Source organism: Nocardia niigatensis NBRC 100131, from assembly GCF_000308655.1.
In the GTDB taxonomy this organism is placed as follows: Bacteria; Actinomycetota; Actinomycetes; order Mycobacteriales; family Mycobacteriaceae; genus Nocardia; species Nocardia niigatensis.
In genome coordinates this window covers 713,185-734,877 of record NZ_BAGC01000043.1, presented here as the reverse complement: position 1 = coordinate 734,877, position 21,693 = coordinate 713,185, and the positions used below count along the sequence as shown (strand labels likewise).

23 protein-coding genes are annotated in these 21,693 nt (G+C 69.5%); 14 read left to right on the top strand and 9 right to left on the bottom strand.

Annotated elements, in window-relative coordinates; translation table 11 throughout:
• Nucleotides 1-22: 22 nt before the first annotated feature.
• From ON33_RS20675 to ON33_RS20665, 3 genes are all read right to left on the bottom strand, one after another.
• Nucleotides 23-2,074: an ATP-dependent DNA helicase gene (locus tag ON33_RS20675; RefSeq protein ID WP_040860473.1), complete on the bottom strand. Its 2,052-nt coding sequence runs from the start codon at nucleotides 2,072-2,074 to the stop codon at nucleotides 23-25.
• A gap of 213 nt (nucleotides 2,075-2,287) precedes the next feature.
• Nucleotides 2,288-2,857 carry a nicotinamidase gene (locus ON33_RS20670; protein ID WP_040860472.1) on the bottom strand — a complete coding sequence of 190 codons (570 nt, stop codon included), beginning with the start codon at nucleotides 2,855-2,857 and terminating at the stop codon, nucleotides 2,288-2,290.
• 321 nt (nucleotides 2,858-3,178) lie between these two features.
• The gene (locus tag ON33_RS20665) at nucleotides 3,179-4,492 is read right to left on the bottom strand and encodes a nicotinate phosphoribosyltransferase (protein ID WP_040860471.1); all 1,314 of its coding nucleotides are present in this window, start codon (nucleotides 4,490-4,492) and stop codon (nucleotides 3,179-3,181) included.
• A gap of 135 nt (nucleotides 4,493-4,627) precedes the next feature.
• Here ON33_RS20665 and clpS point away from each other — a divergent pair, with 135 nt between their 5' ends.
• The 10 genes from clpS to ON33_RS20615 all read left to right on the top strand — a co-directional run bounded on the left by clpS (nucleotide 4,628) and on the right by ON33_RS20615 (nucleotide 11,834).
• A complete protein-coding gene (clpS, locus tag ON33_RS20660) occupies nucleotides 4,628-4,984 on the top strand; it encodes an ATP-dependent Clp protease adapter ClpS (protein WP_085996795.1) in 357 nt (118 codons plus the stop codon).
• A 22-nt stretch (nucleotides 4,985-5,006) separates the two neighbouring features.
• Nucleotides 5,007-5,576 carry an oxidative stress transcriptional regulator AosR gene (gene aosR / locus ON33_RS20655; RefSeq protein WP_040860470.1) on the top strand — a complete coding sequence of 190 codons (570 nt, stop codon included), beginning with the start codon at nucleotides 5,007-5,009 and terminating at the stop codon, nucleotides 5,574-5,576.
• A gap of 56 nt (nucleotides 5,577-5,632) precedes the next feature.
• Complete coding sequence (locus tag ON33_RS20650) at nucleotides 5,633-6,700, top strand: P1 family peptidase (RefSeq protein WP_040860469.1); 1,068 nt, start codon at nucleotides 5,633-5,635, stop codon at nucleotides 6,698-6,700.
• Nucleotides 6,701-6,815: 115 nt separating this feature from the next.
• Nucleotides 6,816-7,247 carry a M67 family metallopeptidase gene (locus tag ON33_RS20645; RefSeq protein WP_040860468.1) on the top strand — a complete coding sequence of 144 codons (432 nt, stop codon included), beginning with the start codon at nucleotides 6,816-6,818 and terminating at the stop codon, nucleotides 7,245-7,247.
• 50 nt (nucleotides 7,248-7,297) lie between these two features.
• Nucleotides 7,298-7,576, top strand: coding sequence for a MoaD/ThiS family protein (locus ON33_RS20640; RefSeq protein WP_040860467.1), 279 nt, complete (start codon nucleotides 7,298-7,300; stop codon nucleotides 7,574-7,576).
• A 2-nt stretch (nucleotides 7,577-7,578) separates the two neighbouring features.
• A complete protein-coding gene (locus tag ON33_RS20635; RefSeq protein ID WP_040860466.1) occupies nucleotides 7,579-8,541 on the top strand; it encodes a PLP-dependent cysteine synthase family protein in 963 nt (320 codons plus the stop codon).
• A gap of 182 nt (nucleotides 8,542-8,723) precedes the next feature.
• Nucleotides 8,724-9,428: a rhomboid family intramembrane serine protease gene (locus ON33_RS20630; protein WP_245550606.1), complete on the top strand. Its 705-nt coding sequence runs from the start codon at nucleotides 8,724-8,726 to the stop codon at nucleotides 9,426-9,428.
• Between the two features lie 68 nt (nucleotides 9,429-9,496).
• Nucleotides 9,497-10,261 (top strand): cyclic nucleotide-degrading phosphodiesterase, encoded by a 765-nt coding sequence (locus ON33_RS20625; RefSeq protein WP_040860465.1) that lies wholly within the window; start codon nucleotides 9,497-9,499, stop codon nucleotides 10,259-10,261.
• Nucleotides 10,262-10,458: 197 nt separating this feature from the next.
• Complete coding sequence (gene rph, locus ON33_RS20620) at nucleotides 10,459-11,229, top strand: ribonuclease PH (protein ID WP_040860699.1); 771 nt, start codon at nucleotides 10,459-10,461, stop codon at nucleotides 11,227-11,229.
• Complete coding sequence (locus ON33_RS20615; protein ID WP_040860464.1) at nucleotides 11,226-11,834, top strand: non-canonical purine NTP pyrophosphatase; 609 nt, start codon at nucleotides 11,226-11,228, stop codon at nucleotides 11,832-11,834. Before rph ends, ON33_RS20615 begins: the two co-directional genes overlap by 4 nt.
• Before the next feature lie 225 nt (nucleotides 11,835-12,059).
• On the opposite strand, the gene ON33_RS20610 is transcribed toward ON33_RS20615, so the two are convergent.
• The 3 genes from ON33_RS20610 to ON33_RS20600 form a co-directional block, all read right to left on the bottom strand.
• On the bottom strand, nucleotides 12,060-12,425 hold the full coding sequence (locus ON33_RS20610; protein ID WP_085996810.1) for a DUF3817 domain-containing protein: 366 nt from the start codon (nucleotides 12,423-12,425) through the stop codon (nucleotides 12,060-12,062).
• A gap of 47 nt (nucleotides 12,426-12,472) precedes the next feature.
• Nucleotides 12,473-12,949, bottom strand: coding sequence for a transcriptional regulator (locus ON33_RS20605; protein ID WP_174391547.1), 477 nt, complete (start codon nucleotides 12,947-12,949; stop codon nucleotides 12,473-12,475).
• 89 nt (nucleotides 12,950-13,038) lie between these two features.
• Complete coding sequence (locus ON33_RS20600; protein ID WP_040860461.1) at nucleotides 13,039-13,914, bottom strand: oxidoreductase; 876 nt, start codon at nucleotides 13,912-13,914, stop codon at nucleotides 13,039-13,041.
• A gap of 121 nt (nucleotides 13,915-14,035) precedes the next feature.
• Between ON33_RS20600 and ON33_RS20595 the strand changes: the two genes are divergently transcribed.
• Both ON33_RS20595 and ON33_RS20590 read left to right on the top strand, forming a co-directional pair.
• On the top strand, nucleotides 14,036-14,707 hold the full coding sequence (locus ON33_RS20595; RefSeq protein WP_040860460.1) for a TetR/AcrR family transcriptional regulator: 672 nt from the start codon (nucleotides 14,036-14,038) through the stop codon (nucleotides 14,705-14,707).
• Nucleotides 14,708-14,783: 76 nt separating this feature from the next.
• On the top strand, nucleotides 14,784-16,820 hold the full coding sequence (locus ON33_RS20590) for an MDR family MFS transporter (protein WP_040860459.1): 2,037 nt from the start codon (nucleotides 14,784-14,786) through the stop codon (nucleotides 16,818-16,820).
• A gap of 57 nt (nucleotides 16,821-16,877) precedes the next feature.
• On the opposite strand, the gene ON33_RS20585 is transcribed toward ON33_RS20590, so the two are convergent.
• The 3 genes from ON33_RS20585 to ON33_RS20575 form a co-directional block, all read right to left on the bottom strand.
• On the bottom strand, nucleotides 16,878-18,077 hold the full coding sequence (locus ON33_RS20585; protein WP_040860458.1) for an FAD-dependent oxidoreductase: 1,200 nt from the start codon (nucleotides 18,075-18,077) through the stop codon (nucleotides 16,878-16,880).
• 188 nt (nucleotides 18,078-18,265) lie between these two features.
• Nucleotides 18,266-18,928, bottom strand: coding sequence for a PadR family transcriptional regulator (locus tag ON33_RS20580; protein WP_040860457.1), 663 nt, complete (start codon nucleotides 18,926-18,928; stop codon nucleotides 18,266-18,268).
• 85 nt (nucleotides 18,929-19,013) lie between these two features.
• Entirely contained in the window at nucleotides 19,014-19,811 is a 798-nt protein-coding gene (locus tag ON33_RS20575; protein ID WP_040860456.1) for a helix-turn-helix domain-containing protein, read from the bottom strand.
• A gap of 132 nt (nucleotides 19,812-19,943) precedes the next feature.
• Between ON33_RS20575 and ON33_RS20570 the strand changes: the two genes are divergently transcribed.
• Together ON33_RS20570 and ON33_RS42515 are read left to right on the top strand one after the other, a co-directional pair.
• Nucleotides 19,944-20,987, top strand: a complete 1,044-nt coding sequence (locus ON33_RS20570; protein ID WP_063711034.1) for a zinc-dependent alcohol dehydrogenase family protein — start codon at nucleotides 19,944-19,946, stop codon at nucleotides 20,985-20,987.
• A gap of 156 nt (nucleotides 20,988-21,143) precedes the next feature.
• Complete coding sequence (locus tag ON33_RS42515) at nucleotides 21,144-21,689, top strand: hypothetical protein (protein WP_174391545.1); 546 nt, start codon at nucleotides 21,144-21,146, stop codon at nucleotides 21,687-21,689.
• Nucleotides 21,690-21,693 lie beyond the last annotated feature (4 nt).

Genomic DNA, 21,693 nt, shown 5'->3' with positions numbered 1-21,693 from the left:
CCCTGTGACAGTTCTCACAAGGTCATTTCATTTTCGCGACACTATTTGTCAGTCTTTCGAGAGCTTTTGTCACAACTTGGGGATCGGATGTTTCCCAATAGGGTGGTAATGACGCTCGGAGATAACCGCCATAGCGTGCCGTCGCCAGTCGCGAATCCAGAATTGCGATAACGCCGCGATCATCCACACTGCGCAGCAAACGCCCCGTTCCCTGCGCCAGCAGCAGTGCCGCGTGATTGGCCGCGACGGACAGGAACCCATTGCCGCCGCGCGATTCCACCGCGCGCTGCCGGGCCACCAGCAGCGGGTCGTCCGGACGCGGGAACGGAATCCGGTCCAGGATCACCAGACTCAGCGACGGACCCGGAACGTCCACGCCCTGCCACAGCGACAGCGTGCCGAAGAGCGAGATTTCCGGGTCGTCGGCGAATTTCCGGACCAGGGCGCCGGTGGCGTCGTCGCCCTGGCACAGGATGGGAGTGTCGAGCCGCTCCCGCAGAATCTCGGTGGCGGCCTTGGCCGCTCGCATGGACGAGAACAGCCCGAGGGTGCGCCCGCCGGCCGCGCGGATGAGGCGTTCGATCTCGTCCAGGTACGACTGCGGCAGCCCGTCCCGTCCCGGCGCGGGCAGATGCTTTGCCACATACAGGATTCCGGACTTGGCATGGTCGAACGGCGACCCCACGTCGACCGAATTCCAGCGCAGTGTCTTCTCGTCCGACGGGGCCTCGGTGCCGGTGGCCAGGGCGGGATCCACGGTCGCCGAGGACTGCGGCGGCAGGCCCCAGGTCACCGCGAGATTGTCGAACGAGCCACCGATCTGCAGCGTCGCCGAGGTGAGAACCACGGTGGCCGTACCGAACAGGCGGCTGCGCAGCAGCCCGCCCACCGACAGCGGGGCCATGTGCAGTGTGCGGCGCGCGACTCCGCGCACATCCTCCGATGCCAGCCAGATGACATCACGGTGCGCGGCGGGATCGGACTCCTCGAAGGTGGTGAGCACCCGCACCGCCGCGTCGTGCACCTCCTCGATGGCCGCCAGCGCCTGATTGCGCGCTGCCGCGGACTCCGGGTCGCCGCCGGCCGAGGTGCCGCCCTGCGGGGCCAGTGCGGTGCGCGCGTTCCAGGCGGCGTCGCGGATGAGGGCGAGCACGGGGGCCGCGCCGTCCGGCATCCGGTCCCAGCGGCCCGGCTGCAGGTCGTCGAGCAGTTCGTGCCATGCCTCGGCCGCGCTCTCGACCCGGTCCACCTCCTGCTCGTCGATGAGCTTCGAGCAGCGTTTGGCCGCGGCGCTGATGGCCGAGGTGGACAGTTCGGCGGTGGCCACGCCGGTCACCCGGTCGACCAGCTCGTGCGCCTCGTCGACGACCACCACGTCGTGTTCGGGCAGCACCTGGATGCCGCTGATGGCGTCGATGGCGAGCAGCGCGTGATTGGTGACCACCACGTCGGCCTGCCCGGATTCGGCGCGCGCCCTCTCGGCGAAGCAGTCCTGCCCGAACGGGCAGCGTGACTTGCCCAGGCATTCCCGGGAGCTCACGCTCACCTGCCGCCAGGCCCGGTCGCTGACGCCGGGGGAGAGCTCGTCGCGGTCGCCGGTCTCGGTGTCGGACACCCACTCGTTCAGCCGCTGCACCTCGCGGCCCAGTTTGGAGATGGCGAAGGCGTCGAAGAGTTCGGCCTCGGGCTCCTCCGGAATCGCGCTGTTGATCTTGTTGAGGCACAGATAGTTGTTGCGCCCCTTGAGAATCGCGAACTGCGGCACCCGGCCCAGCGGAGTGGCCAGCGCGTCGGCCAGCCGCGGCAGATCCCGGTCCACCAGCTGCCGCTGCAGCGCGATGGTCGCGGTCGACACCACCACGGTCCGCCCGGTCCGCACCGCGTGCCGCAGACTCGGCACCAGATAGGCGAGGGATTTGCCCGTGCCGGTCCCGGCCTGCACCGCGAGGTGTTCCCCGGTGTCGATGGCGTGCGCGACGGCGGCCGACATGATCTGCTGCCCCTTGCGCTCCTTCCCTCCCAGCGCCTGCACAGCGTCGGCCAACAGCTTCGGAACGGGAGGCAGTTCAGGCACGGCGGCCAGATTACTGCGCGGCCCCGACAGTGTTCGATTTGCGGCGGCTTCGCCGCCGCGGGTTCGCGGCCCTGAGGGTCTCGTGCTTCCTTCCGCTCCTCCGCTTCGCTCCCCCGCTCCAAGCGCGGGGAGGCGGAGCGCAGTCCTGAACGAGACGGGCTGCGAACCTCTGAGCGGATCAACCACGAGTTGCGGATCAACCTCGAGTTGAGATCAGTTCTCCATTGCCCCGGCCAGTTCGACGCCCGAGGCGCGGAGTTGGTCCAGGGCGGTGGTCAGGGTGCCGGGCGAGACAGCGGCGGTGAGGCCGAGCAGGACGCGGGTGTCGAAGCCCTCCGCGCGGGCGTCCAGTGCGGTGGCGCGGACGCAGTGGTCGGTGGCGATGCCGCAGACGTCGACGGCGTCGATGGCGTGCGCGCGCAGCCAGTCGGCGAGGGTGGTCGAACCGTCCTCGGCAGTGCCCTCGAAGCCCGAATAGGCCGCGGTGTAGGCGCCTTTGGAGAAGACCTCCTGGATCGGCGCGGTGTTCAGGCCGGGGTGGAAGTCGGCGCCGGGGGTGCCGGCGCGGCAGTGCGGGGGCCAGCTGTCGACGTAGTCCGGCTCCGCGGAGAAGTGGGCGCCCGGGTCGATGTGGAAGTCGCGAGTGGCGACGATGGCGGTGTAGTCGGAGACGCCCAGGTATTCGGTGATGCGTTCGGCCACGGCCGCGCCGCCCGCTACGGCCAGCGATCCGCCTTCACAGAAATCGTTCTGCACGTCGACGACGATCAGGGCTCGGCTCATGGGCGGACCTCCCGGGAATCGGCGGCTGAACCACGACGGCGCGCCGCTCGTATTGCATTGTGCCGCCCGGCGCCCGGCCGGTCCACGGCGGCACAGGTCTGTAGATCCTGACGAAGACGAGCGATTTCACCGGGGGAAAGATGAAAAGTGCCGCGCTCATGGCCTTGCGGTTCTTCGTGGCGTTCGAGATCGCCAGTGCGGTGTCGAATCTGATGTGGCATGAGATCTCGTTCGAGGCAGGTGATCTGCTGGACGCACTGGTGCGCACGGTTCCGTTCGCCGCGCCCGCCGCGGTGCTCGCGGCGGGGCTGTGGTGGTGGTTCAGCGCAGGAACGTCGTCGGAATCGCGGGTTCGCCCGCCGACAGCTTCAGTCCCTCCCAGGGAAGACTGATCAGGCTCTCGGCCACCAGTTCCCGGCTCTGTGCCAGGGTGGGCAGGCCGGTCAGGGCCTGGCCGTCGCGGACGAGCGGGACCTGCAGGTCGCGGATGTCGAAGCCACCCGGATCCGGGCGGGCCGCGGCCGCGGGGTAGATGATCTCCTCGACGATGGTGCCGGTGCGCCGCGCGAGCCGGACGGCGCGCTTGGTGCCGCCGCGAGACTCCTTGTGGGAGCTGCGTTTCGCCACCGGTACGCCCTCCACCTCGACCAGCTTGTAGACCATCCCCGCGGTCGGCGCGCCGGAGCCGGTGACCAGCGAGGTGCCGACGCCGTAGACGTCCACCGGTTCGGCGCGCAGCGCGGCGATGGCGTATTCGTCCAGGTCGCCGGACACCACGATGCGGGTGCGGACCGCGCCGAGCGTGTCGAGCTGGTCGCGCACCTGCCGGGCCAGCACGCCCAGATCGCCGGAATCGATGCGTACGCCGCCCAATTCGGGCCCGGCCACCTCGATGGCGAGGGCCACGCCGCGGGTGATGTCGAAGGTGTCCACGAGCAGTGTGGTGCCGACGCCCAGCGCCTCGACCTGGCTGCGGAAGGCGGCCGCCTCGTGGGCGCCGTCCGCGCCGCTGTGCAGCAGGGTGAAGGCGTGCGCGCTGGTCCCGGCGCTGGGGACGCCGAAGCTGCGGGCGGCTTCCAGATTGGAGGTGGCGTCGAAGCCGGCCAGGTAGGCGGCGCGGGCGCTGGCGGGCGCGGCGAGTTCGTGCGTTCGGCGCGAACCCATTTCGATCATGCGGCGGCCGCCGGCGGCGCTCACCATGCGGGCGGCCGCGGCGGCGATGGCGCTGTCGTGGTTGTAGATCGACAGGATGAGGGTTTCCAGCAGCACGCATTCGGCGAAGGTGCCGCGCACGGTGACGATGGGGGAGCCGGGGAAGAAGAGCTCGCCCTCGCGGTAGCCGTCGATCTCGCCGCGGAAGCGGTAGTCGCGCAGCCACTCCAGGGTGCGGGCATCGAGGAAGCGTTCGGCGAGCGCGAGTTCGGGTTCGCCGAAGCGGAATTCGTCCAGGGCGGTCAGCAACCGCCCGGTCCCCGCGACCACGCCGTACCGGCGGCCGTTCGGCAACCTTCGGGCGAACACTTCGAAGGTGCACTGCCGCTGGGCCGAACCGTCGGCCAGCGCCGCCGCCAGCATGGTCAGCTCGTACTGGTCGGTCAGCAGCGCCGTACTGGTCAGTCCGTCCGCGATCGTCACGGGAACCACTCTAAGCACACCGGGGACCTCGGCGCCGACCCTGCGCAACGCCCGGGCGGCGCGCACACTTCCACGTCGGGACGGCGTGTCGGGCAGACTGTTGTTTCTGTGATGTCAGGTCGTACCCTGGTTGATATGGGTCTGTGTAATCACGACGTAGTCCGGGTCGCCGCCGGTCCGGGCGGCGCGAACGTGACACTGTCGGCGGCACAGGCGACACCGGAGGCCGTGGAATACACCGAGATTCTGGAGGCCGAGGATCGGCCGTGGGTCACCGTCGTTTGGGACGATCCGGTCAACCTCATGCACTACGTGACCTACATCTTCCAGAAGCTTTTCGGATACAGCAAAGGCAAGGCAACCGAGCTCATGCTGAAGGTCCACAACGAGGGCAAGGCCGTGGTGTCCGCCGGCTCGCGCGACAAGATGGAGCACGACGTCCAACGGCTGCACGCGGCCGGGCTGTGGGCCACCATGCAACGTGACGAGTGATCAGGGCGACTACGGTAGGCCCGTGCGGAAGTGGAGCAGGAAGAACTCCCTGGGCGGGCTGAAACTGCGTTCGGAAATGGACGCCCACGAGGCGGAGGTATTGCGTTCGCTGGTCGGGGCGGTCACCGGACTGCTCACCGATCGCGCCCGCTCGGCCCCCGAGGACGACCTCGCGGCGCTGACGGGGCTACAGACGGGCAACACCACCCCGCCCGACGATCCGCGCCTGGCCCGGCTGCTCCCGGATTTCCACAAGCCCGAACCCGGTTCCCCCGACGCCGAGCGCGCCGACCTCAACAGTGCCCTGCGCAGCCTGCACGAGCCGGAGATCATCGAATCCAAGGTCGCCGCCGGGCTGGTCATCCTGGAAACGCTGCCGCCGCAGGGCGGCAAGATCGCCATCAGCCAGGAGCAGGCCCATGCCTGGCTCACCGCGCTCAATGACGTGCGGCTGGCCCTGGGCACGGCCCTCGACATCACCGCCGACACGCCCGACCATTTCGCGGACGACGATCCGCGCGGCCCGAGCCTCGAGGTCTACCACTGGCTCACCTGGATGCAGGACTCGCTGATCCAGGCGCTCATGCCCTAGCGCTCCGGACCGGACGCGGGCAGCGCACCGGACGTGGCCACCGAGGAGGAACTGCCGTGAACAGTGTTGCGGGACCACGTAATTCGATCACCGACGTCGGCGGTGTCCTGGTCGGCCAGCATCAGGTGCTGGACCCGGACGCCACCCTCGGCGCCGGCGCGGCCACCGGCTGCACGGTGGTGCGGGTGCCGGGCGGGGCCGTGGCCGCGGTGGACGTGCGCGGCGGTGGCCCGGGCACCCGCGAGACCGACCTGCTGGATCCGGGAAACACTGTGCGGCAGGTGAATGCGATCCTGCTCACCGGCGGCAGCGCCTACGGGCTGGCCGCCGCGGACGGCGTCATGCGCTGGCTCGAGGAGCACCGCGAGGGGATCCCGATGGATCCCGCCGACCCCGCCCGGGTGGTGCCGATCGTGCCCGGGGCGGTCATCTTCGATCTTCCGGTGGGGGCGTGGAACATTCGGCCCGACGCCGATTTCGGGTTCCTCGCGGCGGACGCCGCGGGCCCGGAGTTCGAGCGCGGCTCGGCGGGTGCGGGCGTGGGCGCGCGGGCGGGCTCGCTCAAGGGCGGAATCGGCACGGCCAGTGTGCGTTTCACCGACGGTCCGGCGGCCGGGATCACCCTCGGCGCGGTGATCGTGGCCAACCCGGTCGGCTCGGTCTTCGACCCGCGCACCGGATTCCCGTGGGGCGCGGGCACCGACGGCCCCGAGCATTTCGGCCTGCGGCCGGTCACCGCCGAGCAGTTGGCCGCCGCGAACGCGCTCGCGGTGAAGGGCACTGTGCTCAACACCACCATCGGCGTGGTCGCGACCGATGCGGCGCTGGATCCGGCGGCCTGCAAGCGGCTGGCCGCGACCGCGCACGACGGGCTGGCCCGGGCCATCCGGCCCGCGCACTCGCCGCTGGACGGCGACACCCTGTTCGCGCTGGCCACCGGTACCGCCGAGCAGCCGCCGGCCGTCCCGATGCCGCCCGCTTTCCCCGCGGATCTGCTGGTCCTGGACCAGTTGTGCACGGCCGCGGCGGTATGCGTGGAGCGCGCGATCGTGGACGCGATCCTGTCGGCGACCTCGGTGGCGGGCATCCCCGCCTACCGCGACCTGTTCGGGCCGCTGCCGTGACCGGGTCCGGCCGCAGGGGTGTGACCGGGTGCATCGGGAATAGCCGCCTAGTCTCACCTGTTGACGACAGCGTTTCGGCCGTCCGGCCGGGGCCGTCGAGCGGAAGGATGCGACTGTGCTGGTGATCAGGGCCGACCTCGTGGAGGCGATGGTCGCGCACGCGCGCGCCGACCACCCCGACGAGGCCTGCGGTGTCATCGCCGGCCCCGAGGGCTCCGATCGACCCGAGCGGTTCATTCCCATGATCAATGCCGCCCGCTCGCCCACCTTCTACGAGTTCGACTCGGGGGAGCAGCTGCGGCTGTGGCGGGAGATGGAGGCCGCGGACGAGGAGCCGGTGGTCATCTACCACTCGCACACCGCCACCGAGGCGTACCCGAGCCGCACCGACATCTCCTTCGCGTCCGAGCCGAACGCCCACTACGTGCTGATCTCCACCCGCGATCCGGAAACGCACGACCTGCGCAGCTATCGGATCCTCGAGGGCGAGGTCACCGAGGAACCCGTCGAGATCGTCGCTGCCCGCAGCGAATCCGCCGACGCCTGAACGACTTTCACCGCCCCCGCCCGCCGGAACAACACAAGGAGTCCCCCCTCATGCCGGTCACCGTGTCCATCCCGACCATCATGCGCCCGATCACCAAGGGCGAGAAGCGGGTTCAGGCCCAGGGCGCGAGCCTGGCCGCCGTCATCGCCGACCTGGAGGCCAACTACCCGGGTCTGGAGGCGAAGCTGCTCAAGGACGGCAAGCTCAACCGCTACGTCAACATCTACGTCGACGACGAGGATGTGCGTTTCAACGGCGGGCTCGAGGCCGAGGTGCCCGCGGACGGCACCGTCACCATCCTTCCGGCGGTCGCCGGCGGCGCGCGCTAGCCGTGGCACGCTACGAGTCGCTGATCGCGACACTGGGCAACACCCCGCTGGTCGGGCTGAAGAACCTGTCCCCGCGGTGGGAGGGTGACGAGCACGTGCGGCTGTGGGCCAAGCTCGAGGACCGCAACCCGACCGGATCCATCAAGGACCGCCCGGCGCTGCGCATGATCGAGCAGGCCGAGGCCGACGGACGGCTCACGCCCGGCTGCACGATTCTCGAACCCACCAGCGGCAATACCGGCATCTCGCTGGCCATGGCGGCCAAGCTCAAGGGGTACCGCCTGGTGTGCGTGATGCCGGAGAACACCTCGGTGGAGCGGCGGCAGCTGCTCACCATGTTCGGCGCCGAGATCATCGACTCGCCGGCCGCGGGCGGCTCCAATCAGGCTGTGGCGCTGGCCAAGCAGATCGCTGCGGAGAATCCGGACTGGGTGATGCTCTACCAGTACGGCAATCCGGCCAACGCGCTGGCGCACTACGAGACCACCGGCCCGGAGATCCTGGCCGACCTGCCCGAGATCACGCATTTCGTGGCGGGTCTGGGCACCACCGGCACGCTCATGGGCACCGGCCGCTTCCTGCGTGAGAAGGTGCCGGGCATCGACATCGTCGCCGCCGAGCCGCGCTACGGCGAACTGGTCTACGGGTTGCGCAATCTCGACGAGGGTTTCGTCCCCGAGCTCTACGACGAGTCCGTGCTGACCTCCCGCTTCTCGGTCGGCCCCTACGACGCCGTCCGCCGCACCCGCGAATTGGTTCTCGAAGAGGGCATTTTCGCGGGCATCTCGACCGGCGCCATCCTGCACGCCGCCCTCGGTATCGCCAAGAAGGCCCAGCGGGCGGGCACCCGCGCCGACATCGCCTTCGTCGTCGCCGACGGCGGCTGGAAGTACCTGTCCACCGGCGCCTACGACGGCACCCTCGAAGAGGCCGAGGAGAAGCTCGACGGCCAGCTCTGGGCCTGACCCGAGCACCGCTGACCGCGCCCGCTGCGAAGCCGCAGCGGGCGCGTCGCGTTCGCGGCCTCGACCGGGCGCCCGGCTGCGGGGCCCGGCCGCCGGAGGATCGGCGATTCGGGGATCTTCCCGAGGCGGCCGGGCATATCGCGGCGGTACGCTCGGGGCAGGGGCGGCTAGGAGGAGTTGCTATGAGCGGCGGGAGCGGCATGGGCGCGTCGTTCGATCCGGATCGGATCGCACGATTGCGGGGGCAGCCGGCGAAGCCGGCCGCCGGGCCGGGCGGAAACGGCGCTCTGAAGTTGCTGTGGCAGCGAGCCATTGCGCTGACCCTCGGTTTCACGACGTTGCTGTACGTCGTGGAGGGCATCAACAGCGTCACGAACAACGAGCTCGATCAGGCGGGGGTGAAGCCGCGCAGCGAGTCGGGGCTGCTGGGCATTCTGTTCGCGCCTGTGCTGCATGCCAATTGGGGGCATCTGTTCGGGAACACGCTGCCGGTGATCGTGCTCGGGCTGCTCACCCTGCTGACCGGGATCGGGCGCGGGCTGACGGCGACGGCCATCATCTGGGTGATCGCGGGCGTGGGCCAATGGTTCACCGCGCCGCCGCACAGTGTGTCGGTCGGCGCCTCGGTGCTGGTGTTCGGCTGGCTCACATATCTGATCTGCTGGGGCTGGTTCGCTCGAAATGTGTTGCAGATCGCGGTCGGCGTGGTGGTGGCCGTGCTCTACGGCTCGATTCTCTGGGGCGTCCTGCCCGGCAACCCGGAAATCTCTTGGCAAGGACATCTTTTCGGGGCGATGGGTGGAGTGGTTGCCGGATGGGTACTCTCTGGGAATGAACGTCGTCACCGTCGTGGGGCTGACGCCGGCCGTCTCGCGTCGCAGGGGTGACGCTGGACGCGGTCGGCGATTTGGGGGATCCCTCCTTGAGTGAGAATGCAGCGTGGCAGCATGGGGGAATGCGCCTCACCGTCCTCGGGTGCTCGGGCAGCGTGTCCGGCCCGGATTCCCCGGCGTCGGGTTACCTGCTGACCGGCCCGGATATGACACCGACCGTCATCGATTTCGGTCCCGGGGTGCTCGGCGCCCTGCAGCGCCACCTGGATCCGGGTGAGGTCGACATCTTCCTCACCCACCTGCACGCCGATCACTGCCTGGATTTGCCGGGCCTGCTGGTGTGGCGTCGCTACCACCCGAATCCGCCCTCGGGGAAGGCCGTCGTCTACGGCCCCACCGACACCTCGCTGCGAATCGGCAACGCCTCCGCGGAGATCGGCGGCGAGACCGACGACTGGTCCGACGTGATCGACATGCGGGTCTGGCAGGCGGACGTCCCCACCGCCTTCGGCCCCGGCCACACCGTCGAGGCCCGCCGCATGTACCACCCGCCGGAGTCCTACGGCCTGCGCATCTCCACCGCCGCGGGCCGCACCCTCGTCTATACCGGCGACACCGCCCTGTGCGACGAGGTCTTCGAGTTGGCCAGCGGCGCAGACGTTCTGCTCGCCGAGGCCTCCTGGACTCACGACCCGGCCAACCGCCCGCCCGGCATCCACCTCTCGGGTCACGAGGCGGGCCTGATCGCCGCCCGGGCCGATGTCGGTGAACTCCTGCTCACCCACATCCCGCCGTGGACCTCCCGCGAGGACGTCATCGCCGAAGCCAAGGCGGTTTTCAGCGGTCCCGTGCACGCGGTGTCGCCGGGCGAGGTTTTCGATATCTGAGGCGCTCCCCGCCTCCCCGGGACTTCGGTGGGCGGCTGATTTCCGTCGCCGGTCGCACCTCCGTGCCGGCGGTCGAGTGCCGAATTCAGGACGCACCCGAGGAGTTACCCCGATCGCCACGAAATCAGTTCCGCCTGATTCCGGAGCGCCGGGGAGTCCATCGACAACGTCGCAGCCAGGGCTACTAGGCTGTGCGCGTGTCGAAACGAGCCGATGGCAGGGCGGATGACGAACTCCGCGACGTACGGATCACCCGCGGTTTCACCACGCACCCAGCCGGGTCCGTGCTGGTGGAGTTCGGGCAGACGCGGGTGATGTGCACCGCGAGCGTCACCGACGGGGTGCCGCCGTGGCGGCGCGAGTCCGGATTGGGCTGGCTGACGGCCGAATACGCGATGCTGCCCGCGGCGACGCACACCCGCTCGGGGCGAGAGTCGGTGAAGGGCAAGGTCGGTGGCCGCACCCAGGAGATCTCGCGGCTGATCGGCCGTTCGCTGCGCGCCTGCATCGACCTGTCGACCATCGGCGAGAACACCATCGCCGTGGACTGCGATGTGCTGCAGGCCGACGGCGGCACCCGCACCGCCGCCATCACCGGCGCGTACGTCGCGCTCTCGGACGCCATCACCTACCTGGGCGCGGCCGGTAAACTGACCGACCCGCAACCGATTTCCTGCGCCATCGCCGCGGTCAGCGTCGGCGTGGTCGACGGCCGGGTGCGCCTCGACCTGCCGTACGAGGAGGATTCCCGCGCCGAGGTCGATATGAACGTGGTCGCCACCGATACCGGCACCCTGGTGGAGATCCAGGGCACCGGCGAGGGCGCGACCTTCCCCCGCTCGACCCTCGACAAGCTGCTCGACTCCGCCCTGGCGGGCTGTGAGCAGCTGTTCGTGGTGCAGAAAGAGGCGCTCGCACTGCCGTATCCGGGCGTGCTGCCGGAGCCCGGGGAGTCCAAGAAGCGATGACCCGCCGCCTCCTGGTCGCCAGCCGCAATGCCAAGAAGCTGAACGAGCTGCGCCGCATCCTGGATGAGGCCGGTATCGAGGGCATCGAGCTCGTCGGGCTGAACGACGTGCCGCCCTACGACGAGGCCCCCGAGACCGCCCCCACCTTCGAGGGCAATGCCGTCGCCAAGGCTCGCGACGGTTTCGCCGCTACCGGATTGCCCTGTGTCGCAGACGATTCCGGACTAGAGGTGGATGCCCTCAACGGCATGCCCGGCGTGCTCTCGGCCCGCTGGTCCGGCGCCCACGGCAATGACGGGGCCAACAACACGCTGCTGCTGGCCCAGCTCGGCGACGTCCCCGACGAGCGCCGCGGCGCCCGCTTCGTCTCCGCCTGCGCCCTGGTCGCCGACGGCGTCGAGGAGGTCGTGCGCGGCGAATGGCCGGGCGTGATCGGCCGAAAGCCGGTGGGCGACGGCGGTTTCGGCTACGATCCGCTGTTCTTCCCGGACGGCGGCGACGTCTCCTCCGCCCAGCTCACCCCCGCCGAGAAGGACGCCGCCTCGCACCGCGGCCGCGCCCTGCGTCAGCTCCTCCCGGCGCTGGCGGCGCTGGCCGGCAACTGAATTCCCAAAGACGCGAAAGGGGTTCGGGGACCTGGTCCCCGAACCCCTTTCGGCCGTTCGTATCCGGCGGTTGACGTAGCTCGATCGAGAGGCCGGCAACTGATCTCGTGCCGTTCGGGGTAACTCACCGGGTACGCCCAAGATAGTTATGGCACCCGACCGCCGGCACGGGTGCGCGACGGCCGACGGCTCCCGAGCCGCCCGCCAGCGTCCCGGAGAGGCGGTTCAGCGTCCCGGAGAGGCGGTGAGAGCCTTGACCTCGCGGGTGCGGTAGTGCTCGAAGACGAAGGACAGGAAGGGAATCGTGCCCGCGATGCAGGTCAGCGCCGTGGTGGCGGGCTTCCAGCGGGCCTTGATGCCGAGGTCGATGGTGAAGACCAGGTAGATCATGTAGAAGATGCCGTGCACCTGGCCGATGTAGAACAGCCAGTGCGGGGCGGTGCTGCTGTCGTCGAGGATCAGGTATTTGTAGACCATCTCGCCGCACAGCACCAGCAGCCAGACACCGGTGATGTAGGCGAGGGCGCGGTATCGGATCAGCGCGCCACGGATCTTGGCGGGCGCGGCGGCGCCGAGCGGGCGGGGCGCCAGCGTGGTCTCACCGGCGACGGGGGATGGTGCGGAGTTGTCGCGGGTGCTCAACCGGCGCTCCTCTCGGTGTGGTGCAGACCGGCGCCACGGACCTTGTCGTCCATGTCCCGGGCATGCAGATCGGCCAGGTATCTGTTGTATTCGGCGAGCTCGGGGTCCTCGTCCCGCGCTGCCCGGGGACGCTCCGGCAGCAGTCCCGCCGGAATCTCGCGCGGCGGCGCGGACTTCGGCCGCCGCGGGCGGGCGGCGGGGGCGCTGGTCGGCAGCGATTCGACGGCCGGCTCGGACACCGGAGCGTCATCCTGCTCCGCCTCCTGTTCCAGACGAACGAATCGGACATAGGCCCACACCACGAATCCCGCGAACAGCGGCCATTGCAGGGCGTAGCCGAGATTCTGATAGGTGCCGCCACCGGACTCGAACCGGGTCCACTGCCAGTAGCCCAGCCCCAGGCAGGCCGCGAACGCCACGACCACGAACACGATCAGGGCCGGGCGGCGATGGGGAGCGGACACGCACTCCACGGTACCTGGGGACTACGCACTGCGTAGTAGGAGGTGGGTAACAGCAGGGACCCGCCGCACCGGACGTTGCGACGGGCCCCGGCGCACGCTCAGAACTTGTAGGTGACCCCGGTCAGGCGCTCGGATTCGGTCCAGAGCCGGCGCTGCAGTTCGGGATCCTGCGAGATCTTGCTGGACGGCGAGGCCTCGACCGGGCCCTGGCTGCCGAACCAGCGGGTGGGACCCCAGTAGACGGTCGGGTCGGCGTCGGTCTCGGTCGCGGCGAACAGCGAGGAGTAGGCCGCGTGGAACGGGGACTGGCCCACGATCCGGATGAACGGCTTCGAGACCTTGTCGAGGAGGGTTTCGGTGTGGGCGAAGAGGTCGGTCGCCGAGACGCCGGGGTGCACCGCGTAGGAGCGCTTGGCCGAACCGGCCTCGGTCAGCCGCCGCTGCAGTTCGCGCGCGAACATCAGGTTCGACAGCTTGGCCTGCGCGTAGGCGAGATTGCGCTGGTAGCGGCGGTTCTCGTAGTTGAGGTCGTCGATCCACAGCTTGGGGGTCTGCTTGTGGGCGATGGAGGCGAGGGTGACGACCCGGTCGCCGATCCGGTCCAGCAGCAGCCCGGTCAGCGCGAAGTGGCCGAGATGGTTGACGCCCCACTGGGTTTCGAAGCCGTCCTGGGTCCGCGAGAACGGGATGTTCATCAGGCCGGCGTTGTTGATCAGCACGTCGAATTCGCCCTGGCTCTCGGCGAATCGCCGCACGGAGTCGAGGCTGGCCAGGTCGAGGCTCGCGACCCGCACATCACCGTCGATGCGGTCGGCCACCTCCTGGGCCTTGGCGGCATTGCGGCAGGCCATGATGACGGTGGCGCCCTTGCTCGCGAGCACCTTGGTGGTCTGTTCGCCGATTCCGCCATTGGCGCCGGTGATCACGAAGGTGCGCCCGGTCTGGTCCGGGATTTCGCTGGGCTTCCATGCCATGGCTTTGACCTCACAGTTCGAGTCGTTTCGTGCGACCTTACTCCAGAGTAAGTTCCGACGGTACCCCTCGCCGGCTCAGCCTAACTTGTGACAGTCCTAAAATGAGAACGATAATGAATTCATGACGTCCACCGGCGCGCCCCTGGGCCTGCGCGAGCGCAAGAAGCTGCAGACCCGCCAGAATATCTCGAACACCGCCACCCGGCTGTTCCTGGACCGCGGGTACGACAATGTCACGATCGCCGAGATCGCGGAGGCGGCCGAGGTCGCCAAGATGACGGTGACCAACTACTTCCCGCGCAAGGAAGACCTGGTGCTGGATATTCACGACGCCTTCGTCGCCGGTCCGGCGGTCACGGTGCGGGAGCGGCAGGCGGGTGAGTCGGCGCTGGCGGCGCTGTGGCGGGTGTATCTGGCGGCGGTCGCCGAGCGGGATGCCGTGCTCGCCGGATTCTCCGGGCCGGACTTCGCCGCCCTGATCACCGGCAGCCCCGCTCTGGTGGCTCGGCTGCGGGAGTTCCACGAGGATCGGGAGCGGCGGCTGGCCGAGGTTCTCGCTGCGGAAACCGGTTGCGCCGCCGATGATTTCACGGCCCGGATCGCGGCCGCGCTACTGGGCGGCGTGCATCGGACGCTGTTCGAGGAGGTGCTGCGCCGCACGGTCGCGGGGGAGTCGAACGACGTCATCGCCGAGGCGCTGGGCGACCGGGTGGCCGCGGCCTTCGGCACCCTCGAGCCCGCGCTCGGCGGGTACGCGGTGCGGGCGGACCGACCTGCGCCGTACACGAACTGATCGGTCGCTCTGCTGGGCTGGCCCGGCCCCCGTGTCGTTGCCAAAGGTTCGCTGGTGACCGGCACATACTGGGCCGATGACCGGTGCCAGCGCCACCGCCGACAAGCCCGCCTCGCCGCATCCGCTGAGCCGGGCCCGCCGAAACGTCATCTTCGGAACCGTCGCGCTCGGCATGCTCATGGCCGCGCTGGATTCCACCATCGTCTCCACCGCCCTGCCGACCATCGTGGCGGACCTGGGCGGGGCCGGGCACATGGCCTGGGTGGTCACCTCCTACCTGGTGGCCGAGGCCATCGCGACCGCGCTGTCCGGCAAGTTCGGCGACCTGTTCGGCCGCAAACTGGTGTTCCAGATCAGCGGCGCCGTCTTCATCATCGGCTCGATGGTGGCCGGGCTCGCGAACGGCATGACGCTGCTCATCGTGGCGCGGGCCGTCCAGGGGCTGGGCGCGGGCGGGCTCATGGTCACCGCCATGGCCCTCATCGCCGACGTGATCCCGCTGCGCGAACGCGGCAAGTACCAGGGCGCCCTGGGCGCGGTCTTCGGCATCACCACGGTCATCGGGCCGACCCTGGGCGGGCTGTTCACCGACCATCTGAGCTGGCGCTGGTGCTTCTATGTCAATGTCCCGCTCGCCATCGTCATGATCGCGCTGGCGGCCCGCACCATCCCGATGACGAAGGCGGTCGTCAAACCGATCGTGGACTATCTCGGCATCGCGGTGATCGCGGTCGGCGTCACCTGCCTGATCCTCGGATTGGAATGGGGCGGACAGGAATACGCGTGGAGCTCGCCCACCATCATCGGCCTGTTCGGGGCCGCGGTGGTGCTGATGGGGACGTTCGTGGCCGCGGAGTTCCGAGCCCCCGAACCCATGCTGCCCATGCACCTGTTCCGCAGCAATGTGTTCACGGTGTGCTCGATCCTGAGCTTCATCGTCGGCTTCGCGCTGCTGGGCGCAATGACCTACCTGCCCGCGTATCTGCAGTACGTGCAGGGTGTTTCGGCGACCGCGTCCGGGGTGCGGACGCTGCCGCTGGTGGTCGGGTTGTTCTTCACCTCGATCCTGTCGGGCAATATCGTCGGAAAGACGGGGCACTACAAGGCTTTTCCGATCATCGGCTGCGCGGTGATGGCGCTGGGCCTGTATCTCATGTCGACCATGGGGGCGCACACCGGCTTCTGGATCATGTCGCTGTACATGCTGATCCTGGGTCTGGGCGTCGGTCTGGCCATGCAGGTGCTGACCATCGCCGTGCAGAGCAGCGTCCCCTACTCGGATCTGGGGACCGCCACCTCCGGCGTGACCTTCTTCCGGACCATCGGCAGCGCGTTCGGCACCACCGTGTTCGGCACCCTGTACTCGAACAAGCTGCGCCCGAGTCTGGAGACGGCCCTGATCGAGGCGCGGGTCCCGCCGGCGGCGGCGCAGAATCCGGCGGCGCTGCGCGAGCTGCCGAAACAGCAGTCGGCACCCATCATTCAGGCCTATGCGGACGCGATCGATTTCGTCTTCCGCTGGGTGGCGCCGGTGGCGCTGCTCGGCTTCGTGGTGGCCTTCTTCCTGAAGCAGGTGACGCTGCGTGACAGTGCCCGGGCCGAGGCCACCGATGTGGGGGAACAGTTCTCCGTGCCGGACTCCGGCGATCGGCTGGTGCAGCTGGAGCGGTGCGTCGCCCAGGTGCTGAGCAAGCAGCACGACAATGCCGTGCCGGATCCGGGAATCCTGGCGGCGGCCGGCAGCTCGCTGGGCCGCGACGAAGCCTGGGCGCTGGGGCAGGTGCGCATGTACAACCGCCTGCGCGGGACGGCGACCATCGGCGACATCGCCCGAACCCATTGGATCCCGGCCGAATTGATCGGCGCCGTGTACGACAAGGCCGAAAGCGAGGGCCTGCTGCGCCGCGACGGTGACGCGCTCGTACTCACCGACAAGGGGGTGGAGGAGGTGGACCGGGTGCGCGGCGCGTGGAAGCGCTGGCTCGAAACCCAGCTCACCGGTTGGGATTGCGCCGATGCCGCCGATCGGGCCCTGCTCGATCAGGCCCTCGACAATATCGCCACCAAGCTGCTCGACGAGGCCGACCGCCCGGACGTGCTGCCGGTGCGCTGACCGCCCGAGCCGACGCCCCGCTGCGGAATTCGCAACGGGGCGTCGGCTTTTCGAAGGTCAGGCGTTCACGGTGGCGGGCCGCACGGTGGCGTCCCAGTCGATCCGGAAGCGCTGCTCGCCGCCCAGCATCTTCTCCGGATCCATCCGCTTGAACATGAGCGGCATGATCAGCTGCATGGCCTTGCGGGCGATGGGCCCGGCGGCCTTGGTCTGGTTCGTCCGGGCGACCCGGGCCGCGACCCCCTCCACCCGTGGCCGCCGCAGCGCCTCGTAGGTGGCGAAAGCCTGTGCCGGATCATCGATGTCGCGCAGGCACCGGGCCAGCTCGATCCCGCTCTCGAGGGCCAGCGAGGCCCCCTGCCCGGAGGTGTTGCTGGGCGCGTGGATGGCGTCGCCGGTGAGCACCAGCCGGCCCCGGTGCCAGTGCGGCACCCGCGGCATGATGGTCAGCGCGCCGATCACCGCCAGCTGCGCCGGGGTGGTGCTGCGGGCCAGCTGCTCGCCCGGATCCTCGCCGGCGTAGGTCTCGCGCAGGGTGCGCAGCCACCGGTCGGCGGGCACGGCCCGGGCCTCGGTCAGCGAGTAGTACTGCTCGCTGGGCAGATTCGCGCCCCACGCGACGCGGCCGTCGGGCATGGGCCAGTACAGGTAGTAGGCGCGCCGGCCGAAGGCGAAGGTCATCATGCCCGGTTCCAGGTCGATCGGGCAGTCGGTGTAGGCGCCGAAGCCGAGCATGCGCAGATAGGTCGGCCCGGGGGCCTTCGGATCGACCAGGGTACGCACGGTGGAGCGGATGCCGTCCGCGCCGATGAGGACATCCGCGGTGGCGCTGCTGCCGTCGGCGAAGACGGCGGTCACCCCGCCCGCGTGCTCCTCCACCTCGATCAGCCGCTTGTCGTACTCGAAGCGCACTCCGGCGGCGACGGCATTGTCGTGCAGCACCTGGTGCAGGTCGGCGCGGTCGATCACCCGCAGCGGCTCGATGTCGGTCATAACCGGCAGCTCGAATCGCCTGCCGTTCACCGACATCGAGGACCGGCTGATCGGGACGGCGTGGGCGCGCACCGCGTCGCCGGCCCCGACGATGTCGAGGGCGGCCACGCCATTGGGGGCGAGCGCGAGATTCGCGCCGATGCCGTAGGCCGGGCCCGGATAGGCCTCGAAGACGGTGACGTCGATGCCGGACATGCGCAGTGCGGTGGCGGTGACCGGGCCGGAGATGCCGCCGCCGATGACGAGTGCGGAACGAATGGACATGGTTCTCTCCCGAGAAGTGTTCGTGGTTTGTCGGAAACCCCGAACCGTCCCGCGCGTGGAGAACCCAGTTATCCTGTAGTTGCCAAACTCGGTGCCGGGTTCGCCTGCACGGACGCGGTTCGAGACGGTGTGTTCCCGGGCTTCGGCGGCGGTGTTGCAGCACCCTCGCCGGGGCCCGGTCCAATGGATCAGTCGTGCTGGGACTGCGGTGTGTTCGCTCCCCCTTCCGTCAGCTCGGCCATATCGGCGGGCATGACCCCGTCGCGATGCCAGGCGCGCCAGCCCTCCACATCCGGGAAGCTGCCGTCGGCGAGCGAATCACGCAGCGCGCGTGCCCATTCGGACTCCGCCGCCAGCATGGCCAGCGCGTAGTCCTCTTCGATCAGGAACAGGTGCGGCACGGTGCCCTCGACGGCGGCCAATTGGGCGCGGGATGCGGCGATGGTGGTGTCCAGCTTGGTGATTCGCTGGGTGAGCAGGTCGATGACCTCGTCGGGCGGCAGCACCGAGGCGACCGACAGCCCGGCCATGAAGCGGCGCTTCTCGGGCTCGGGGTCGGCGATGAGTTCCCTTGTCCAGTCGGTGAGTTCGGCGCGCCCGGCGTCGGTGATCCGGTAGATGGTGCGTTCCGGCCGGGCGCCGTCGCGTTCGCTGCCGGCGATCTCGAGGAAGCCGTGCTTGGTGAGGTTGTCGACGACCGTGTAGAGCGAACCCCACTTGACGCTCATGTCGTTGTCCTTGCCCCATGCCCGCAATCGCGCGGCGATCTCGTATCGGTGCATGGGCTGGAGGACGACGGCGGACAGCACCGCCAGCCCCATCAGATTGGCGACCTTGCGCTTGCGGGCCATCCGGCACCTCCTCACTCGTCTACGAATATACGTCTACGAGTATTCGGCGACAAGCATTCGGCCCGGATCGGGATCCGATCTGCGTCTAGGCGCGGGTGAAGCGGGCGCGCAGGTGGTCGGAGGTGGCCTGGTCAGCGGGCAGGAACGCCTCGAGATGCAGCTCGGACAGGGTGATGTCGGTGGCCGTCGCGAACGAGGTGATCGTCGTGATGAGCCGCAGTTCGCCCACCTCGGACCGCAGCCGCAGCGGTACCGCGAAACCCAGATGTCCCGGCCCCGGCTCGACCGGCGGCAGATAGCCGTCGAGTTCGGCGATGAGGGCGTCCAGCGCGGCATCCGGGCTGCGGCCCGCGCGATTGCGGAGGCTGTCGGTGACATGCCGCCCCCACTCCGCCAGGTTCTCCACCCGCCGGGCCAGCCCGTCGGGATGCAGGGCCAGCCGCAGCACGTTGACCGGGGGCTCGAGCAGTTCCGGCGCACAGCCCTCGGTGAGCAGCTCGAATCCGGGATTGGCCGCCACCAGCACCCCGAACGGCCGGGTCACCACGGCCGGATACGGCAGATGCCCCTGCAGGATGGTGTCGAGCGCGTGCCGGACCGCGTCGAGTTCCGGTGCGTCCAGCGAGGATTCGGGAAAGATCGGTGCGTAGCCCGCGGCCAGCAGCAGCGCGTTGCGTTCCCGCAGCGACAACTCCAGCACCTCGGCCAGCCGGACCACCATCACCCGCCCCGGCTGTGAGCGTCCCTGCTCCAGGAAGCTCAGATACCGCTGGCTGGTCTCCGCGGCGATCGCCAGGTCGAGCTGACTCAACCGCCGCCGGGTCCGCCAGCCGCGCAACTGCTGTGCGAACGGTGTGGTCGTCGCCGGGGCCATGGTCGTCATTCCTCCACTGTGCTCGAGGCGGTGTCGCGTCGCGATTCCCTCCGGGGAATCGTCACACGGACGCGGGGCCCGGCTTGCATCATTCCCTGGAGGGAATCGCGGTGGCATCCGCCGCGGAACAGACTCGATGCCATGAGCGATGGACACGAGCAGAACGCGAATGGTGTTGCCTACCAACTGGAACCGCTGCGCGGCACGGCCGGGCTGAGCACCGCGGTGCAGGCGCCGCCGATCCCGGGACCGCATCAGGTGCTGGTGCGGGTGCGCGCCGCCTCCCTCAACCGGCGCGACATCATGCTGATGGAGGGCACCTACCCGGTGCCGGCCCGGCCGGGCGTGGTGCCGCTGGTGGACGGCGTCGGCGAGGTGATCGGCCTGGGCTCGGGCGTGACCCGCGCGGCGCTGGGCGACCGGGTGATGGGCACCTACTTCGTCGGCTGGAACGACGGCCCGCAGACCCAGGCGCTGACCCGGCTGCAGTACGGCGCGACCCACGACGGCTGGCTCGCGACCTATGTGCTGCTGGAGGAGGAGTCGGTGGTGCAGGTGCCGCCGTATCTCACCGATGCCGAGGCCGCGGCCCTCACCTGCGCGGGTCTGGTGGCGTGGGCCGCGGTGACCAAGCCGGTGCCGGTCGGTCCCGCCGACACAGTGCTGACGGTCGGGTCCGGTCCGGTCGGGATCTTCGCGGTGCAGCACGCGAAAATGCTGGGCGCGCGGGTCATCTCCCTCACCTCGTCGCCGGAGAAGGCCGAGCGGCTGCGCAAGCTGGGCGCCGACGAGGTGGTGGACCGCGCCGAGGCTCCGGAGTGGGAGCGGGCGGTGCTGGAGCTCACCGGTGGTCTGGGCGTACAGCTCGTCGTGGAAGCGGTCGGGAAGCGGACGCTCGCGAAATCCCTTGCGGCGACGGCCTACAACGGTCAGGTCGTGCTGATCGGCGCGTTCCCGGCCGAGCCGGGGCAGCGGGCCGCCGATCCGCTGGGCGGCAAGTATGTGGGTCTGCGCCGCATCGCGGTGGGCAGCCGGGCGGATCTGGAGTACATGAACCGCACCATGGCCGAGTACGGCGTGCGGCCGGTGATCGATCGGGTATATCCGTTCGAGCGCGCGGTCGAGGCCTTCGAATACTTCGAGACCGGTGACCCATTCGGCAAGGTGGTGCTCGTTCTGGATTGACCGCAACTAACCGGCAATCGGTTCGAATAGATATCCACCTGGAACTATTTCCTTACCGAGTAGCCGGTTTCGGTAATCAGCAAATCTGTGTAGCGTGCCTTGAAGGAGAGGCTTTTCGGATCCACGGCGTGTGCTTCGAACCGAAGGAGGCCCCGGGTGGCGGTGGGCGCGGTACGCGAGAGACCCGACGCGGCGGGGGAGGGCCCCGTCGTCGCATCGAGTGACGGCGTACCCGGCCTGAGCGCGACAGGGGAGATGCCGCCGAAGGTGCTCGCCGGCTTGCTGATCCTCTCGCTGAGCGTGATCGTCGCCCTCATCGGCGGCACCCTGTGGGCCGGGCTCGACAGACCCGGCGGGGCCGACACTCCGGATACTCCACCGGCTTCCACCTCCGCCGTGCCGGAATCCGTCAACGCGCAGCCTCAGAAGCCCTCCTCCTCCGCCCCTTCCCCAGCCGCGCCCGCGCCTCCGCCGCCCGCCCCGGCCGCTGCGCAGAATCCCTCGCCCGCCGCGCCTGCCCCCGCGCCGCAGACCCAGCAATACGTGCCCCCGCCCGCGCCGGTCGAGGTGGCTCCCGATCCGCCCGCTCCGGCCCCGGCCCCCGCTCCCGCGGCTCCGCCGCCGGCGCCGGCGCTGCCGGACATCCTCGCCCCGATCCTTCCGTTCCTGGTGCCACCCCCGCCCCCGCCGCCCGCTCCCTGAATGT